Source organism: Agrobacterium vaccinii (genome assembly GCF_021310995.1).
In the GTDB taxonomy this organism is placed as follows: Bacteria; Pseudomonadota; Alphaproteobacteria; order Rhizobiales; family Rhizobiaceae; genus Agrobacterium; species Agrobacterium vaccinii.
Genome location: NZ_CP054150.1, coordinates 1,678,581 through 1,695,884, shown reverse-complemented (window position 1 = coordinate 1,695,884; position 17,304 = coordinate 1,678,581). Strand labels below are relative to the sequence as shown.

Below are 17,304 nucleotides of genomic sequence, written 5' to 3'. Positions count from 1 at the left end.
ACGCACGAATTGAATTCGTGGTCTTGCTCCAGACGATTATGACGGCAGTCCAACGCCGTTATATTGCCGGAAACGGCTCCTACATTTGTTCCCATGCAAAGACTGATCTATCGCCGGAAGCCATGACTGGCAGCACTGTCAAAAGTGCGGCTGGAAAGACGCAGTGTGTTCCAAAGTTGCAGCCTGGTGTGAATTGGCTTTGCAGTATTGCGTGAGTATTCGCTATACGCCGGGAAGAGTGAGAGAAGTCCGTTTAAATGCTGAAATGTGACATCAACGTTTTGAAACCGCTGTGTACCGGGTTATTGCTTGCAACGCTTGCAATGCCTGCTGCTGCTTTTGATATCAATTCCGGCGTGACCAAGGAATCCGGCCCTTTCGACCTGTTCAAGTTCGGCTTCAAATCTTACAAGAGCGGCAAGAAGGACGATGCTGTCGAGGCATACCGCTATGCTGCGGAAAAGGGCCATACGGGCTCCCGCTGGGCGCTTGCCAATATGTATGCCTTTGGCGACGGCGTGGCCAAGAATGACTTCGAAGCCTTCAAGATTTACAGCGAGATTGCCAGCCAGGGCGTGGAGCCCGGTTCCGAAGACACGGGCTTTTTCGTGAACGCCCTGCTTTCGCTTGCCGATTACTACCGCCACGGCATTCCCGGCAGCCCCGTGAAGACGGACCTGTCTCAGGCGCGCCAGCTTTATTTCCAGGTCGCCTCTACCTTCGGCGTTGCCGAGGCGCAGTTCGAACTCGCGCAGATGATCCTGGCGGGCGAGGGCGGTCGTGCCGACGCGCAGCAGGCCAAGAAGTGGCTGAACCAGGCCCGCAAGCACGGTCATGCCGGTGCAATGTCGATCTTCGGCAATCTGTTGTTTCAGGAAGGCCAGACCGTTCGTGGCCTCGCTTTCATGACGGCTGCGCTGGACAAGTGTTCCTCCGTCAACTGCAAATGGATCCAAAACCTGCAGGAGCAGGCTTTCTCCGTGGCAGCAGAAGACGATCGCCGCGTGGCGATCTCGCTTGCACAAAACATCTCGGCTGGCGACGCAGACTGATCGCATCCGGCGGGTCAATTTCCTTATGATCTAACGGTATAGAACAGCTTCCCGCTGCCCTAGAGCCGCGCGTGTTGATGACGCACGCGTTGTGAAGTTTGGCTGTGGTGCCTGCACGTTCCGTTATCCGCCGGTCACAGAAATTATCCGTGCCTGCTAACCTCTCCGTCACCCCGGCCTATCGTTGATAAGGCCGAGGTAACTGAAAGTGTCGTAATGTGTTCGCGTCAGGCTCTCAGCACGGCGTTATCGGGATCAAACGGGCTTTCTACCACCACTTCGGCGTCGTAGAGATCACCCAGTATCTTGATTTTCAGCTTGGTGCCGATGGCGGCGTGATCCGGCGACAGCATGGCGAGCGCCAGCGATTTGCCGATACGCCAGCCGAAGCCGCCTGACGTGGCGCGACCGACGACGTCGCCAGCAGCATTGTAGATGGCTTCCGAACCGCGGGCGTCCACTGTCGTGTTGCCGGAGACCACAAGGGTGGAGAAGAGCCAGTTCAGGCCTTTTTCCTTGCCTGCGACCACAGCGTCACGACCGATGAACTGCTTTTCCGGCTTGATGAAGCGGTCGAGGCCTGACGTGTAGGCATTGTATTCGACCGAAAGTTCGCGGCCCATGTTGCGGTAGGATTTTTCCAGCGACATCGAGACCATGGCGCGAATGCCGAAGGGCTTGATGCCGAACTCCGCTCCGGCTTCCATCAGCCGGTCGAAGATATAGGCCTGCATCTCGATGGGGTGGTGAAGCTCCCAGCCCAGTTCTCCGACGAAGTTGACACGCAGTGCGTGGGCCGTCGCGACACCAACGGAGATTTCCTTGGCGGTGAGCCAAGGGAAATCCTTGTTATCGAGACTGGTGCGGGTCAACTTTTTCAGCACATCGCGCGACTTCGGACCGGCCAATGCCAGCACGCCGTATTTCTGCGTGATCGGCTGGAGGATAACCGAGCCATCCGTCGGGGCGAGGCGACGCAGTACGTCATGGTCGTGATTTTCTAGACCACCGGCGGAAACGAGATAGAATCGACCCGGTGCCCACTCATAGGCGGTAAATTCCGCCTTCACGCCGCCGTCCTTGGTTAGAAGGTGGGTTAGCGCAATGCGCCCGCGCTTCTTGGGGATGGCGTTGGCGAGGATCGAGTCCAGCCATGCGCGTGCGCCGGAGCCGGAGACTTCCATCTTGGCAAAGGCCGACATATCCAGCACGCCGACATTCTGGCTGACGTTCTTCACCTCGTTTCCGACATGCTCGAAGTAGTTCGAGCGGCGGAACGACCATTTCTCAACGATGCGACCATCATCCAGTGCTGGTGCATGATTGTGGTTGGTGATGACGTCGGCACCTACGCCAAGCTCTTCCGGCTTCAATTCGTAACCATCCGGCACGAACCAATTGGCGCGCTCCCAGCCGTAGACGGAGCCGAAGACGCCGCCGAGTTTCTTCAGGCGGTCATAGATCGGCGTGGTCTTCAAAGGACGGGCGGCGACGCGCTCTTCATCCGGGTAGTGCATGGTGAAGACGTTGGCATAGGCCTCCTCGTTCTTGGCGATGAGGTAACCTTCTGTCGCATAGGGGCCGAAGCGGCGTGGATCAACGCCCATCAGGTCGAGCGTAGGCTCGCCGTCGACGATCCATTCCGCCAGCTGCCAGCCCGCGCCACCGGCTGCGGTGATGCCGAAGGAGTGGCCCTCGTTCAGCCAGAAGTTCTTCAGACCCGGTGCAGGGCCGACAATCGGGTTGCCGTCAGGCGTATAGGCGATGGCGCCGTTATAGACCTTCTTGATGCCGACCTCACCGAAGGCCGGAACGCGGGCGATTGCTGCTTCGATGTGCGGCATCAGGCGGTCGAGCTCTTCCTGGAACAGCTCGTATTCGCTTTGGTCGGAGGGACCATCGACATAACAGACGGGCGCGCCGACCTCATACGGGCCGAGAATAAGGCCACCAGCCTCTTCGCGCATGTACCAGGCGCTATCGGATTCGCGCAGCACGCCCATTTCCGGCAGGCCTTGTTTGCGACGCTCCAGAATGGCGGGGTGTGGTTCGGTGACGATATACTGGTGCTCGACCGGAATGACGGGAATGTTGATGCCGACCATCTCGCCGGTCTTGCGAGCGAAGTTGCCGGTACAGGAGATGACATGCTCGGCGATGATCTCGCCCTTGTCCGTCGTCACCTTCCAGTGACCGTCCTCAAGCTGCTCAAGTGCTGTGACGGTCGTGTTGCGATAGATGGTGGCGCCACGGTCGCGCGCGCCCTTGGCAAGAGCCTGTGTGAGGTCTGCGGGCTGAATGTAGCCATCGTCGGGGTGCTGGATGGCACCCAGCAGGCCATCGGTCTCACAGAGCGGCCAGACGTCCTTCACCTCTTCCGGCGTCAGCATCTTGACGTTGACACCGATGGTTTCGGCAATGCCGGAATAGTACATATATTCGTCCCAGCGATCCCTAGTGCGGGCGAGACGAATGTTAGACACCTTCGAAAAGCCGACATTCATGCCGGTTTCTTCCTGAAGCTCTTCATAGAACTTCACCGAATATTTGTGGATCTGGCCGACGGAATAGCTCATGTTGAACAGCGGCAGCAGGCCAGCGGCATGCCAGGTGGAGCCTGATGTCAGCTCCTTGCGCTCGATCAGAACGGCGTCGCTCCAGCCCTTCTTGGCCAGATGATAAAGCGTCGAAACACCAACGACGCCGCCACCGATCACCACCGCCCGCGCATGTGTCTTCATAATGAAAATTCCCCTTGAAGCCTGTTCGTCCGCTTTCACGCAGGCTTTATCAAGCCCGTTGGGGCCAGACTATGCAATGTCGCACCGCCGCCCAAACGCCTGATTACGACATGCAAAAGGCTCGCCGCGACGGCGAGCCTTTTGACGATTTTCAAGGCCTCGGAGCATCAGCCTCTGCGGTTGCGCGCAGCACTTCTTGCCGTCTCGATTTCCGCATTCTTTGCGGGTGCGTCCTGTTTATCAGGCTTGGGCGCGTCTTGCTTCGGTGCGGCAGCGGTTGGGGCTGGTGCCACAACCGACTTGTCGCCTTCGTCATCCATCAACGCAGCCAGCGCCTGCGGATTGCTGTCTGCATCGACATGGATATTCAGATTGCGTTGTTTCATGGGAATGCTGATTCCTTCTTCGTGGAACCGCTTCAAAATCTCCATTCGCAGATTGTTTTTCACCGTCAGGCCATGGCTGAGATCGGCCAGATGGAAACGCAGTTCGAAGTCCAGTGCGAACTCTCCAAACCGCAGGAATTCCACATGCGGTTCCGGGTTGCGAAGAACCGGCTGCTGCTTCTTCACCAGTTCCAGCAGAATATCCATCACCCGCTGTGGGTCCGTGTCGTAGGAAACGGAAACGGGAATCTCGGCGCGCTGGATGCGGTTTCTATGCGTCCAGTTGCCGACGGAAGAGTTGATGAACTCCGAGTTCGGCACGATGATGGACTGGCCTCGGAAAGTCTCGATTTCGGTCGCACGCACCGAGAGGCGCTTGACGGTTCCTTCGACCGTGCCCGTCACCACCCAGTCACCGACCTTGAAGGGGCGTTCGACCAGAAGAATAAGGCCGGATACGAAGTTCGACACGATGTTCTGTAGGCCGAAACCGATACCGACCGACAGCGCCGAGGCGACGAGGGCGAGGCTCGACAGATCGAGACCGGCGGATGAGATACCGAAAATGGCGGCCACTACGATGCCGAGATAACCGATGCCGGTGCCGACGGAATTACGCACGCCAGCATCCACCTGACCGCGTGCCATGACGTTGCGGTCCAGCCATCTCTGGAACCAGCGGGTAACCGCATAGCCCACCACGAAGACGAGGATGCCGGTGAAAATGCTGATCAGCGAGATGGAGGTATTGCCGATGCTGAAGCCGGTCAGCAGACGATAGGCCCAGCCTTCGATATCGCCCGGCTGGAAGCCCCAGGAAAACAGAATGAGCGGAATGCCGAAGGCGAGCGCTATTCCATAAATTCCAAGACCTGCGGCCAAGCCTGCCTGATCCAGCGGGACGGGGCCAAGACCGAAGCGTCTGCCGAGATAGCGTCCGGCCAGCGTTTCCGCAAAAGCGCCCTGTTTGGAAATGGCTTTGCCGGAGAGAATGCCGATATAAACAGTGGCAAGCACCGCGCCCGTCGCGACGATCTGCGTTGCCAGAAAACGCGCCAAGCCGACATAGCCGGTCAGGCACGCGCCAATGAGTAACAGGCCGCCGACGCGCAGCAGGATGGATAGCCAGCGAGGCAGGCGGTGATGGCCGTTTTCGGCATCCTCACCTTCACCGATCATCGGCTTCAGGAACGACATCGCAAAGAGAATCACGCCGATGATGATCGAGGCGACGAAGCTTTTGGCGACGGTCAGGATCAGCGGGGAGTTCAACGTTTCGCTGATGGTGCTGAACAGGTAATCCAGCCCGTTGACCAAGGACATGAGCAGAACCGCTGAGGACAACACATGGGCGCCATGGTTGGAGACGTGCAGCAGACGCCATTCCGGCTGGGTCGGCGCAAAGATGGCGTAGGTCAGGCGCGATACGAAGTAGACGAACGCGATGACCGACATCGCGACATAGACGATGGGTGCGATATCCGGTCTCAGCACGCCGAAATTATCCAGGAAGAATGCCGAGGTGACCATCAGAAGAAAGACGGACATGGCCTGTATGGTTGTGGACCAGAAGGCCACGGACAGGCGTCTGAGATAGGACGGCTCGCCAGAAAAGGCGCGGCGCTCCATCCGGTGCCCCAAAATGCGGTATCCACCCCAAAGGAACAGCACCGCAGCCATGACGGACAGCGAGACCGCGCCAAACATCGACAGGCGCTTGTAGTTCCAGACGAAAATCGCCCAACCCGTTAGCGAACTGCTGAGTGCGCTGATCTCGCCGACGAATTCGGTGCCTGCATCGGCGAGAACTGATGGCGAGATTTCCGTGCGCTTGAACAGTGTGGCGGCAAACAGGGCACGGCGCATTGCCGTGATGTTGTTGGAAAGCTGTGTGGCGTGGCCCGACACTGCTTCGGCATCGCCCAGAACCGCATTGATCTGCGACTTTTCGGAGTTCAGCCGCGTCCGCTCGTCGGTGACGACGCTGGCCTCTGGCGGCTGGCCTTCCTTGGGCGGTTCGCCAAGCGAGGTGATGCGCGAATTGATCTCATCGAGCCTGCTTCGCAGGCTAGTGACCGTGCCGCTGGCCGTGCTGGCGAGATCGTCTGCCTTGCCCTTGAGATCGACCAGACGCGGGTCTTCGTTTCGCGCATCTTCGATTTGCTGGTTGATTTGCGCCAGCGTGGCTTTCGATTTTTCAAGATCGGCCTTGGATTGCTCCACGATGGGAAGCGAAGCGCTGGACGCGCCTTGATCCGTGACTTGGGCGAAGGCGAATGAGGATATCAGCAACCATAACACGGGCAATAGGAACAGGGCAGGTAACCACCGTTGCTGCCTTATCGAAAACGTCATCAAGAATGCCCTTTGTGCTGCTGCCGAATCATTCGATCAAAATAAACGGCAAGTTTTGCGTATCAAGAAGCAAGCGCAGGAATAGCGCGGAACTTCTTGGCGGTCTCAACCATTACAATCACCGAATATATGTTGTGCGCAAACAAGGAGAACGTCATGGAAACTGCTGGTATTGGTTGGATCGCCGCGATTATCATTGGTGGCATAGCCGGTTGGCTCGCCGAACAGTTCATGAAGAGCAATATGGGTGTTTTCATGAACATCATTCTGGGAATCGTGGGCGCCATCATCGCCAACGCCATTCTCGCACTGTTCGGCGTCGTGCTGACGGGCTGGATCGGCTACCTTATCGCCGGCTTCATCGGTGCCTGCATCTTGATTGCGGTAGCCCGCGCGTTCCGTCGCGGCTGATGGAAAAAAGAACCAGGCCTTAAAAAGCCCGGTACTCAAGGGTTTTCCAGCGTGGTCGAGATTTTTACGAAACAAATTTCGCAGAAATGTCATTTCCACGCTGGACAAGCCGAATTATCCTCTTTATACGGCCACTCACACCGCCAGACACGGCGGCGGCGGGTGATTAGCTCAGTTGGTAGAGCAGCTGACTCTTAATCAGCGGGTCGTAGGTTCGAGCCCTACATCACCCACCATTTTCTCTCAAAAATCAAAATGTTATTGTGACTTCTTGAAGTCGGCGAACGTGATGCAGGTATGTGTCCGACCGCCATTAGCCGTCGCAGGCAAAAGCATTTCTCTTCTCATCATAACGACGCAACGCACGACCTCCGACATCAACATGTCTGGAGGACTACGTCTCGTGAAGTGATCAATTTGCTTTGTATTGGCACAGGGGCGGACGTGGTACGCCTTTTTTCGTTGCGGACTGTCCTTCGTACCAGCCAACGCCCATGGCGATGAATGTGATTTCAAACCCCATCCAGGCATTTGGTGCCTTCTCGCCAAAAATACGCTCTGAGACTTCCGTAAACTTCCAGCTTGGAACGCCGGAACTGTCACATGTCGCTTCGCCCGCAGCATCTGCTCGGATCAGGGCGTCGAAGTGTTTTACCAAAAGCGCGTGGGTCTTCTCGACCTCCGGCATCTGCGGCACCTTTGCGCAAGCGCCGCGCGTGATCATAAATCCCGGCGGAGTTCGCAGCGGGTCTGGGGAGAAGAAAGCCAGATCACCTGAAATCAACCCAGCGCCTAAAAACCGTAGATATTCCTGATTGGCCTTATCAGCAGTCCATCCTCGCGAGACCTTTGCGGTTTCGAATACTGATTGGCCATCGAGATAACAGCCGGGAGAACCGTCGGCGGCATAGGCGTCGATCGCAGAGGTATTCTGAACGACCTCGGGATCGTCTATGGCGATTTCGCTTGTGACCCTTGGCGGTTTAATTTCGCACGTCTCTCTGGGAAGAACCAACCAGTGTCCGGTCTTCACCGTTCGGCCATCTCTCTGAGCATCTGTCGTGAGTTTAACGATGATTGACGTATCGATCCCGGCCGTAAGCGCGGCCGACATGGTTGAAGGGCCGAGCGCGCAGCCTTGATCGATCAGAAATTCCTTGACCGCCTGGTCATCGGCATGACCAGATGCAACGGACGACATCCAAATGAGCGCGACGACGAGTGTTCCCCGAAGATAGTGCCTCATTCGCAGTTCCCCTTTATCTAACCTGTCTCTAGCGACAATAGTTATCAAAAATGGATCGCCACGTCGTTCTTTTTTGCAGCCAAAGGTGGAATTATAATACAGTTGTCTGCTTCACGCCTTTCAACTTTCCGGTCACATCGAGACTTGGCCGAGAAAGCCATCGTCATCCATCATTGTTTCCAGATTACTGAAATCGTTGGCAATATTGAAATCCTCAACACGAATGCCACACACGCCGACGTTTATCAGCTTATTCTTCCGATATGGGTTGCCATCCCCAAAGCCGTCTTATTTTTCGGCATAATGGTGCGAATGAGAACTGTTACCAATATTTTGATTCTGATGGCCGGAGTGGTGGGCAGCGGGCTTGTTGCCGCCTTCACGGTGACCATTGTGGCAGAAGCGGGTGGTCTGGGCTCCTGCTTGGGAGAGACCTGCGGCTATGCGGCCCTGTTCATGGCGTTTCCGCTGACATGGTTCATCATGTTCTGCCTCGTTCTGATGGCGATGCTGATCTGGCGGCGCAAGCCTCGGCGTGACTATTGAGAGACCGCTGGGCCGCTTGAATGGCCGGGATATCCACAGGATCGTCAGTGATCTGAACTTGACACTCACACTCATATGACAGAATCTCCCTCTCGCTGGGGGATTCGTTTTACTTGTACCGCCGGTCATCTTAGTGGTGGCCAGTGCTTTGAGTGTGTGAATTTTCGTACGTCCCGAGTTCCTCTCGGGAGTCCGTGCGTTAGAATGGAGTGCTTAATGCGCGCTTTGATCAATTCCCCGTCGCTTTCGGTCGACACCATGGATTATCAGGCTGAATGCCAATTTGCTCTTGAGCCATCAATCAACGGCCTTATCGAGAAGGCCGAGGGTGCTGGCTGGGACCGTCAACATGCGGTTCTCGCAATCATGGCGCTTGCCAGTGGTAAGGTTCCCGAGAGCAGCTTTACGGATGATCGCCTGCTGTCCTGAGTGGACGGTTCTCGTTTCGGGCCGAGATCAGGTGCTGGCCCGACGTCATCTAGGGACGCCAGCGACGTCCGCGCCTTCTGTTCCAAGACACGATTCGACAACAGCAACACCGCTCCAGATACGAACTGACCTGTTTGACGTTGTCATAAGGTCGGTTCCACATCACGGGGCGGTTTTTGTTTGCGGCGCTTTGGCTCGGAAATAGCCAGATGCTGTTGACTCTCAATCCCCCATCCTTATTTAAAAATCATACATATGGCACGACGCGATTTCCCGGATTCGCGATGTGCTATAGTCTGTTTGAATTGTCGCATGTCGTTACCGTAAAACCGCTTTATGGTTTTGCGCAACATGCTCTGGAACTCTAAAATTCAGGTCCATAAATGCTCGAAAAGACCTACGATTCCGCATCCGTAGAACCGAAAATCGCCAAGGCGTGGGATGATGCCAATGCGTTTCGCGCTGGCGCCAACGCCAAGCCGGGTGCGCAGGCCTTCACCATCGTCATTCCGCCGCCAAACGTGACCGGCTCGCTGCATATGGGCCACGCGCTCAACAACACGCTGCAGGACATCATGGTCCGCTTCGAGCGTATGCGCGGCAAGGATGTGCTCTGGCAGCCGGGCATGGACCATGCCGGCATCGCAACGCAGATGGTTGTCGAGCGCAAGCTGATGGAAAACCAGCTTCCGGGCCGTCGCGATATGGGCCGTGAGGCTTTCGTCGAAAAGATCTGGGAATGGAAGGAAGAGTCCGGCGGGCTGATCTTCAACCAGTTGAAGCGTCTCGGCGCATCCTGCGACTGGTCGCGTGAGCGCTTTACGATGGACGAGGGGCTTTCCGAAGCGGTTCTTGAGGTCTTCGTTACGCTGTACAAGCAGGGCCTGATCTACAAGGACAAGCGTCTCGTCAACTGGGACCCCAAGCTGCTGACGGCGATTTCCGATCTGGAAGTCGAGCCGCAGGAGATCAAGGGTAACCTCTGGCACTTCCGTTATCCGCTGGAAAAGGGCGTCACCTACGAATACCCCATTGCCTTCGATGAGGACGGCAAGGCGACCGAATTCGAAACTCGCGATTACATCGTCGTTGCGACCACCCGACCTGAAACCATGCTGGGTGATACGGGTATTGCGGTTCACCCTGATGACGAGCGGTACAAGGGCATTGTCGGCAAGCATATCATTCTGCCAATCGTTGGACGCAGGGTCGAGATCGTTGCGGATGAATATGCTGACCCGACCACGGGCACCGGTGCGGTCAAGATCACGCCTGCGCATGATTTCAACGACTTTGAAGTCGGCAAGCGTGCGGGCCTGCGCGCCATCAACATCATGAACATCGATGGTACGATCTGCATCAAGGAAAATGAAGACTTCCTCGAAGGGCTTGATCATCCCGCGGCACTGCATGGCGCCTGGGACCGTCTGGAAGGGCAGGACCGGTTTACCGCGCGCAAGCTCATCGTCGAGATTTTCGAGGAAGCCGGTCTGCTCGACAAGATCGAGCCGCACAAGCACATGGTGCCGCATGGCGACCGTGGCGGCGTGCCGATCGAGCCGCGTCTGACGGAACAATGGTATGTGGATGCCAAGACGTTGGCCAAGCCGGCCATCGAGAGCGTTCGCGAAGGCCGCACCAACTTCGTGCCGAAGAACTGGGACAAGACCTATTACGAATGGATGGAAAACATCCAGCCGTGGTGCGTCTCGCGCCAATTGTGGTGGGGTCACCAGATCCCAGCATGGTACGGTCCAGATGGTCAGGTCTTTGTTGAAAAGACCGAAGAGGATGCGTTGCAGGCGGCGATCCAGCATTATCTGGCGCATGAAGGCCCTTGGAAGGCCTGGGTTGAGGAGAAGCTTGAGAACTTCAAGCCGGGGGAAATCCTGACTCGCGACGAAGACGTTCTCGATACGTGGTTCTCGTCCGCGCTCTGGCCGTTCTCCACGCTCGGCTGGCCGGACAAGACGCCGGAACTGGCGCGCTACTATCCGACCAACGTGCTCGTCACCGGCTTCGATATCATCTTCTTCTGGGTTGCCCGCATGATGATGATGGGCCTTCACTTCATGAAGGACGATGCAGGAAATCCGGTCGAGCCGTTCAACACGGTTTATGTTCATGCGCTGGTTCGCGACAAGAACGGCCAGAAGATGTCGAAGTCCAAGGGCAACGTCATCGACCCGCTCGATCTGATCGACGAATATGGTGCGGACGCGCTGCGCTTTACGCTTGCCATCATGGCGGCGCAGGGTCGCGACGTAAAGCTGGACCCGGCGCGCATCGCCGGTTACCGCAACTTCGGCACCAAGCTTTGGAACGCCACCCGTTTCGCAGAGATGAATGGCGTAAAGCGGGACCCGCATTTCATCCCCGAAGCGACGACACAGACGATTAACCGCTGGATTCTGACCGAGCTTGCCAACACGGCAAAGGAAGTCACCGGCTTTGTCGAGAATTACCGCTTCAACGATGCGGCAAGTTCGCTTTACCGCTTCGTTTGGAATCAGGTCTGTGACTGGTATCTCGAACTTCTGAAGCCAGTCTTCAGTGGTGACGACGAGGATGCCAAGCGCGAGGCGCAGGCGTGCGCGGCTTATGTTCTGGAGGAAATCTACAAGCTGCTGCATCCGTTCATGCCGTTCATGACGGAAGAGCTGTGGGCGCATTCAGCCGGTGAGGGTGAGAGCCGCGCCGACCTGTTGTGCCACACCGACTGGCCGACACCGGAGTTCCGCGATGAGGCGGCGGCAGCGGAAATCAACTGGCTGGTGGACCTCGTCTCCGGTATTCGTTCGACCCGTTCGGAAATGAACGTGCCGCCGGGTGCGACGGCCCCGCTGGTGGTCGTTGCCGCGAACCCGACCACGGAAATGCGTCTCGACCGTCATTCGGCAGCCATTCGCCGTCTGGCCCGTGCTGACGAAATCCGCGGCGCCGATGTTGCGCCGAAGGGCTCCGCACAGTTGGTGCTGGGTGAGGCGACAGTGTGCATTCCGCTCGGAAACCTCATCGATGTCGCGGCGGAAAAATCCCGTCTCGAAAAGGCTATCGGCAAGGTGGAAGCGGAACTTGAACGGATCGACAAGAAGCTGTCGAACGAAAAGTTCGTGGCCAATGCCGACCCGGAAGTGGTTGCCGCCGACCGCGACCGCAAGGCTGAGCTGGATGTCCAGATCAAGAGCCTCCGCACAGCTCTCCAGCGGGTCAACGAAGCCGGTTGATGTTTGTAACTGATCGCTCGTTATGAGTGACCAGTCTCAGACACCTGTCTGCGGGTTGCGATTACGCAGTGTGATTTGTCTTCTCGTAGCGCAGACATGAAAACGGGCCGCTGAAGAGCGGCCCGTTTGTTTTTGGGTCAGAACCGGCAACGCGTTTAGTGCCGGTTCTGAAGGGATCGGGAGAGGTTAAGTGGCGTTACCGCCGTAGCCACCGTGACCACCGCTGTTACCGCCGTGACCGCCATGGCCACCGCTGTTGCCGCCATGGCCACCGCTGTTGCCGCCATGGCCACCGCTGTTGCCGCCATGGCCACCGCTGTTGCCGCCATGGCCACCGCTGTTGCCGCCATGGCCACCGCTGTTGCCGCCATGGCCACCGCTGTTGCCGCCATGGCCACCGCTGTTGCCGCCATGGCCACCGCTGTTGCCGCCATGGCCACCGCTGTTGCCGCCATGGCCACCGCTGTTGCCGCCATGGCCACCGCTGTTGCCGCCGTGACCACCGCTGTTGCCGCCATGGCCACCGCTGTTGCCGCCATGGCCACCGCTGTTGCCGCCGTGACCACCGCTGTTGCCGCCATGGCCACCGCTGTTGCCGCCGTGACCACCGCTGTTACCGCCGTGGTGACCACCGCTGTTGCCGCCATGGTGACCGCCACCGCCGTGGTGACCATGGCCGCCATGGTGACCACCTCCACCGGGATTGCCACCGCCTGGGTTGCCACCACCGGGATTGCCGCCGCCCGGGTTGCCACCACCAGGGTTGCTACTGCCGGGATTTCCGTTGTTTCTGTCGTTGTCGCCCTGGCTGTCTATAGAAGTTGGTATTGTGGCTGTGGGTCTGCAGAGCGCTGCCTCCAGCGTTCCTGGCGTTACTCGATCGCATCGTTGTGGACGCGTTTGAGCCGATACCAGTGACGTACTGGACAGCAAGATTGCAATACACGAGAACACAGTTGTTATCTTACTGCTCATGGGATTCCTCCATTGATTGGCAGTTTTAGGACCGCACTGTGGAGGCTATATTAACGAAATATTATGCACAATATGACGGTATACTGTGATTATTTCGTGCTAATGTCTTGACACTAACTATATTAAGCTATTGTCGGGCTATATTTAACCAAAGTAGTTATATGTTTCTGAGAATTATATTCTCATTTTGGCACTTTTTTGCTGTGGCGGAGAACGGCGATGTGGCTGTCAGAACATCTGTTCCGAAGGCCGACTTTCCCGAAATGGCACACATCAAAAAGGGGTACGTTAATATTTTTTTGATCTTTTAGGCTAATCATGCCATGAGGTGGCCTTAGGCGCGTTTTAAAGGTGTTTTGGTTAGAGTACGACGTCGTGTCGGTCACCTACAGTGTGCATGCCTACGTGTTGTTGCGTGAGTCGGGCAGCGGTCTTCCGAGCCCTTGGATCACCAGGCTACCTCAAAGGAACGGGCATATCATGAAATTTTCTGTTTTGAGCTACGCTCTTTTGGGCGCGGCCATGCTTTGCACACCCGTATGTGCCGGCCAGTTGCAGGCGACGCGCGCCATTGCCGCCCCGGAAGGCTTTTCATCCGCCTGTCAGCGTTACAGCTGGCTCTGCACCACAAAGGCTGGTGTGAAGATGAGCGACGCCGAGGCGCTGGAGCTTTTGACCAAGGTCAACCGACAGGTGAATGCGGCTATCCGTCCCGCAGAAGATAGCGTCGTCTACGGGCGCAGCAATTACTGGACGTTGCCGAAAGACGGGCGTGGCGATTGTGAAGACTATGCCATGGCAAAGACCAAGGCGCTTCTGGATGCGGGCTTTCCCGCTAGCAAGATGGCCGTTTCGGTCGTGCTGGATCGCAGTGGCAACAATCACGCGGTGCTAATGGTCCGTATCGCCGATGGAGACTACGTGCTGGACAATATGACCAGTTCGATCAAATCCTGGGATCGCACCGGCTACACCTTCCTTGCGCGCCAGAAATACGACCACAAAGCGGCCTGGGAAGTCATTCTGTCCGGTCCACGCGCGAAGCAGTTCAGCCAGATTTAAGCGCTAGCAGACGCTAGCGGTCGCGCAGCTTCAACTCGTCTGTCTGCATCTGCAATGAGCCGAGGGTGGAGAGAAATGTCATGCCCAGCAGGCTCTGGTCCAGTTGCCCATCCTGAGCCACAAGGGCTGAGATGTTGCGCCGGACAATCGGTCCTATCGCGACTTCCGACAGGCGCACCGGCGCTGCCGATGTACGCCCGTTGGCCGTCATGACGGTCACCGTATAGGAGAGGTTGTCAACGTTGATTCCGACCGCCTCCGCATCGCTTCTCGACAGAACGACGGAACTGGCACCGGTATCGACCAGCATGTGCACGGTGCCACCGTTGACCTCGGCATTCGTTTCGAAATGCCCGCTCATGGATTTGTTGAGGATGACTTCCTGATCGCCGTTCTGGGTGGTCATCACCACGGCGCGGCCCGGCATGAGGCCTGCCAGCACCCGGTCTCCGAAACGCTGGAAGTCGTAGCGATAGAGATAAGCGGCGACGAGAGTGAGTATGATGACGAGCCAGATGGCAAGCTGTCGCACCGCAGTGGAAAACCCACCTCGATTGCCCGCCAGTATCCCTGCCGAAAGCAGTCCTGCGATGGGTACGAGGTAGACCAACTGTCCGAATTGCTCGTTGCTGATGCCGAATGTCTGGCCGCTATCGTGATTGATGACCAGCAATGCAAGGCCGATGCCCAGTACGAGGAGAACGAAGGTCAGCCTGTTCATACGGTCGCTGTCTCCTGAAGGGTTTCATGGCGCTGTGCGGCGCGCTGCGGTAGTTCGGCCATGATGGCAAGACGCTCTGCCGATGTGTAGCCCGTCCAGCCCATGATTTCCTCGATGCTGCGGTGGCAACCGGTACACAGCCCATCCACGGGGTCCAGCGAACAGATGTCGATACAAGGTGATTCCATCACTTCATATCCGCAATCTAGGCGATCAGGGCAAGGGCAACGAGCATCACGATCTCTGTGATCTGTTGGGTTGCGCCGATGGTGTCTCCCGTGTGGCCACCTATCTTGCGGTCGCAGAGGCGATTGAACAGATGGGTAACGCCGAAGACAGCGGCGACGGCGAGAACGAGGAGATAGGGTGAGAAAAAGGGCAGGCAGAGGAAAATCGCGATGCACGTGCCGTAGGTGATTGCGCCCTTGCGTTCACGCTCTCCCGGCTGGCCCGCCGTTGCTGCCACGCCGCCATCTCTGGCGGGGGCAAGCGTCTGCCAGTGCCAAACCATCAGCCCACGGCTGATTGTTGCAGCGGCAATGATGCTGGCAGCGATGGCCGGAGGCGACAGTTCTCGAAACAGGGCGGCGATGGCCGATGCTCTCAGCACGAAGGACACGATGAGCGCAATGGCTCCATAGGTGCCGATGCGGCTGTCCTTCATGATAAGCAGCGCGCGCTCCGGGCTATTGCCGCCACCAAAACCATCGGCGGTATCTGCAAGGCCGTCTTCGTGCAGGGCGCCGGTGATGACTGTCGTAACGGTGAGAACCAGTGCTGCCGCCATCAGCGGATCGGCGTCCACATTTGCCAGAATCGCTGCAAGGCAGGCGGCGGGCAGGGCGATCAGCACGCCTGCAACCGGGAATGCGCGCACCATCTGCCCCAGCGGGCGCTGGTCGTCTTCAAAGAAGATGTCGTTTACGGGAATGCGGCTGAGAAAGCTCAGCGACCGCATCATATCCGTCATGAAATTCCCAGCCCGCAACCGTCTCTCCTGTTGTTGAACAGCGGCATATCGCATTTGAGGTTGTTCCTCTGCGCATCCCCGATTATGAGAAGCGCAGCAAAGACCGATTTGCCGGAAAAGACAAGCGTCCGGCGTGAGCAGAAAGACCGATATCATGAGCATGAGCGGATTGCCCTTTGATGATTTTCGCACGTTGCTGCGCGACCTGCCGGGTCCCGATACCCACGCGCTGGTGGCCGCGAAGGAGCGCAATGCGCAACTGACCAAGCCAGCCGGTTCGCTCGGCCGTCTGGAGGAGATCGCCATGTGGCTGGCGGCGTGGTCCGGGCGTGCGCCTGCGGTCAACCGTCCGCTGGTGGCGATTTTCGCTGGCAATCACGGCGTCACCCGCCATGGCGTCACCCCCTATCCATCGTCCGTTACGCAGCAGATGGTCGAAAACTTTGCCGCCGGTGGCGCGGCCATCAACCAGATTTGTGTCACGAATGATCTGGGTCTGAAGATTTTCGATCTGGCGCTGGACTACCCGACCGGCGACATCACCACCGAACCGGCCCTTTCCGAGCGCGACTGTGCAGCCACCATGGCTTTCGGCATGGAAGCCATTGCAGGCGGCACGGACCTTCTGTGCATCGGCGAAATGGGCATCGGCAACACCACGATTGCCGCTGCAATCAATCTGGCGCTCTATGGCGGCACCGCAGAAGAATGGACCGGTCCCGGCACCGGTTCGGAAGGCGACGTCATGGCGCGCAAGATCGCTGCCGTCAAAGCCGCTGTCGAATTTCATAGGGACCACCTGTCCGACCCGCTGGAAATCATGCGCCGCCTCGGCGGTCGTGAAATCGCGGCGATGGCCGGTGCCATTCTGGCCGCCCGCGTCGAGAAAATTCCCGTGCTGATCGATGGTTATGTGGCAACCGCTGCTGCGGCTCTTCTCAAGGCGGCCAACCCTGCCGCACTCGACCATTGCCTGATCGGCCATGTGTCCGGCGAGCCGGGTCATCTGGCTGCGGTCGAAAGGCTGGGCAAGACGCCGCTTCTGGCGCTGGGCATGCGGTTGGGCGAGGGAACCGGGGCAGCACTTGCTGCCGGTATCGTCAAATCCGCAGCGGCGTGCCATTCTGGTATGGCGACCTTTGCCGCAGCGGGTGTCGATACCCGTACCGACCACTGAGATCAC

14 protein-coding genes and 1 tRNA gene are annotated in these 17,304 nt (G+C 57.7%); 9 read left to right on the top strand and 6 right to left on the bottom strand.

The window, feature by feature from the left end; genetic code table 11:
- Positions 1 to 257: 257 nt before the first annotated feature.
- Complete coding sequence (exoR, locus tag HRR99_RS08490; RefSeq protein WP_233121156.1) at positions 258 to 1,052, top strand: exopolysaccharide production regulator ExoR; 795 nt, start codon at positions 258 to 260, stop codon at positions 1,050 to 1,052.
- Positions 1,053 to 1,279: 227 nt separating this feature from the next.
- On the opposite strand, the gene HRR99_RS08485 is transcribed toward exoR, so the two are convergent.
- Both HRR99_RS08485 and HRR99_RS08480 read right to left on the bottom strand, forming a co-directional pair.
- Positions 1,280 to 3,793, bottom strand: coding sequence for a GcvT family protein (locus HRR99_RS08485; RefSeq protein ID WP_233121155.1), 2,514 nt, complete (start codon positions 3,791 to 3,793; stop codon positions 1,280 to 1,282).
- Positions 3,794 to 3,960: 167 nt separating this feature from the next.
- Positions 3,961 to 6,534, bottom strand: coding sequence for a mechanosensitive ion channel family protein (locus tag HRR99_RS08480; RefSeq protein ID WP_422387257.1), 2,574 nt, complete (start codon positions 6,532 to 6,534; stop codon positions 3,961 to 3,963).
- Between the two features lie 156 nt (positions 6,535 to 6,690).
- Between HRR99_RS08480 and HRR99_RS08475 the strand changes: the two genes are divergently transcribed.
- Together HRR99_RS08475 and HRR99_RS08470 are read left to right on the top strand one after the other, a co-directional pair.
- Positions 6,691 to 6,945: a GlsB/YeaQ/YmgE family stress response membrane protein gene (locus HRR99_RS08475; protein WP_111838175.1), complete on the top strand. Its 255-nt coding sequence runs from the start codon at positions 6,691 to 6,693 to the stop codon at positions 6,943 to 6,945.
- A 160-nt stretch (positions 6,946 to 7,105) separates the two neighbouring features.
- Positions 7,106 to 7,181, top strand: a tRNA-Lys gene (locus tag HRR99_RS08470).
- 176 nt (positions 7,182 to 7,357) lie between these two features.
- Here the strand turns inward: HRR99_RS08470 and HRR99_RS08465 are convergent.
- On the bottom strand, positions 7,358 to 8,239 hold the full coding sequence (locus HRR99_RS08465) for a hypothetical protein (protein WP_233121154.1): 882 nt from the start codon (positions 8,237 to 8,239) through the stop codon (positions 7,358 to 7,360).
- A 96-nt stretch (positions 8,240 to 8,335) separates the two neighbouring features.
- On the opposite strand from HRR99_RS08465, the gene HRR99_RS08460 reads away from it, so the two are divergent.
- From HRR99_RS08460 to HRR99_RS08440, 5 genes are all read left to right on the top strand, one after another.
- Positions 8,336 to 8,737 (top strand): hypothetical protein, encoded by a 402-nt coding sequence (locus HRR99_RS08460; RefSeq protein ID WP_233121153.1) that lies wholly within the window; start codon positions 8,336 to 8,338, stop codon positions 8,735 to 8,737.
- 216 nt (positions 8,738 to 8,953) lie between these two features.
- Entirely contained in the window at positions 8,954 to 9,166 is a 213-nt protein-coding gene (locus HRR99_RS08455) for a hypothetical protein (protein ID WP_111838177.1), read from the top strand.
- A gap of 383 nt (positions 9,167 to 9,549) precedes the next feature.
- Positions 9,550 to 12,393 (top strand): valine--tRNA ligase, encoded by a 2,844-nt coding sequence (locus HRR99_RS08450; protein WP_233121152.1) that lies wholly within the window; start codon positions 9,550 to 9,552, stop codon positions 12,391 to 12,393.
- Between the two features lie 213 nt (positions 12,394 to 12,606).
- Complete coding sequence (locus HRR99_RS08445; RefSeq protein WP_233121151.1) at positions 12,607 to 13,311, top strand: hypothetical protein; 705 nt, start codon at positions 12,607 to 12,609, stop codon at positions 13,309 to 13,311.
- 537 nt (positions 13,312 to 13,848) lie between these two features.
- On the top strand, positions 13,849 to 14,430 hold the full coding sequence (locus tag HRR99_RS08440; protein ID WP_233121150.1) for a transglutaminase-like cysteine peptidase: 582 nt from the start codon (positions 13,849 to 13,851) through the stop codon (positions 14,428 to 14,430).
- Between the two features lie 13 nt (positions 14,431 to 14,443).
- Here the strand turns inward: HRR99_RS08440 and HRR99_RS08435 are convergent, their stop codons facing one another.
- Genes HRR99_RS08435 through HRR99_RS08425 form a run of 3 tightly spaced genes read right to left on the bottom strand, consistent with a single transcriptional unit; the run spans position 14,444 to position 16,121 of the window.
- The gene (locus HRR99_RS08435) at positions 14,444 to 15,151 is read right to left on the bottom strand and encodes a retropepsin-like aspartic protease family protein (RefSeq protein WP_233121149.1); all 708 of its coding nucleotides are present in this window, start codon (positions 15,149 to 15,151) and stop codon (positions 14,444 to 14,446) included.
- On the bottom strand, positions 15,148 to 15,339 hold the full coding sequence (locus HRR99_RS08430) for a DUF1289 domain-containing protein (RefSeq protein ID WP_233121148.1): 192 nt from the start codon (positions 15,337 to 15,339) through the stop codon (positions 15,148 to 15,150). The genes HRR99_RS08435 and HRR99_RS08430 overlap by 4 nt, the downstream gene beginning before the upstream one ends.
- 17 nt (positions 15,340 to 15,356) lie before the next feature.
- Positions 15,357 to 16,121 carry an adenosylcobinamide-GDP ribazoletransferase gene (locus tag HRR99_RS08425; protein WP_233121147.1) on the bottom strand — a complete coding sequence of 255 codons (765 nt, stop codon included), beginning with the start codon at positions 16,119 to 16,121 and terminating at the stop codon, positions 15,357 to 15,359.
- A gap of 154 nt (positions 16,122 to 16,275) precedes the next feature.
- Between HRR99_RS08425 and cobT the strand changes: the two genes are divergently transcribed.
- Positions 16,276 to 17,298 carry a nicotinate-nucleotide--dimethylbenzimidazole phosphoribosyltransferase gene (gene cobT, locus HRR99_RS08420; protein WP_112500008.1) on the top strand — a complete coding sequence of 341 codons (1,023 nt, stop codon included), beginning with the start codon at positions 16,276 to 16,278 and terminating at the stop codon, positions 17,296 to 17,298.
- Positions 17,299 to 17,304: the final 6 nt, after the last annotated feature.

Coding starts and splice junctions, on each gene's coding strand:
- exoR (WP_233121156.1), top strand. CDS start 258: ATGCTGAAATGTGACATCAACGTTTTGAAACCGCTGTGTACCGGGTTA.
- HRR99_RS08485 (WP_233121155.1), bottom strand. CDS start 3,793: ATGAAGACACATGCGCGGGCGGTGGTGATCGGTGGCGGCGTCGTTGGT.
- HRR99_RS08480 (WP_422387257.1), bottom strand. CDS start 6,534: ATGACGTTTTCGATAAGGCAGCAACGGTGGTTACCTGCCCTGTTCCTA.
- HRR99_RS08475 (WP_111838175.1), top strand. CDS start 6,691: ATGGAAACTGCTGGTATTGGTTGGATCGCCGCGATTATCATTGGTGGC.
- HRR99_RS08455 (WP_111838177.1), top strand. CDS start 8,954: ATGCGCGCTTTGATCAATTCCCCGTCGCTTTCGGTCGACACCATGGAT.
- HRR99_RS08450 (WP_233121152.1), top strand. CDS start 9,550: ATGCTCGAAAAGACCTACGATTCCGCATCCGTAGAACCGAAAATCGCC.
- HRR99_RS08440 (WP_233121150.1), top strand. CDS start 13,849: ATGAAATTTTCTGTTTTGAGCTACGCTCTTTTGGGCGCGGCCATGCTT.
- HRR99_RS08435 (WP_233121149.1), bottom strand. CDS start 15,151: ATGAACAGGCTGACCTTCGTTCTCCTCGTACTGGGCATCGGCCTTGCA.
- HRR99_RS08430 (WP_233121148.1), bottom strand. CDS start 15,339: ATGGAATCACCTTGTATCGACATCTGTTCGCTGGACCCCGTGGATGGG.
- HRR99_RS08425 (WP_233121147.1), bottom strand. CDS start 16,121: ATGACGGATATGATGCGGTCGCTGAGCTTTCTCAGCCGCATTCCCGTA.
- cobT (WP_112500008.1), top strand. CDS start 16,276: ATGAGCATGAGCGGATTGCCCTTTGATGATTTTCGCACGTTGCTGCGC.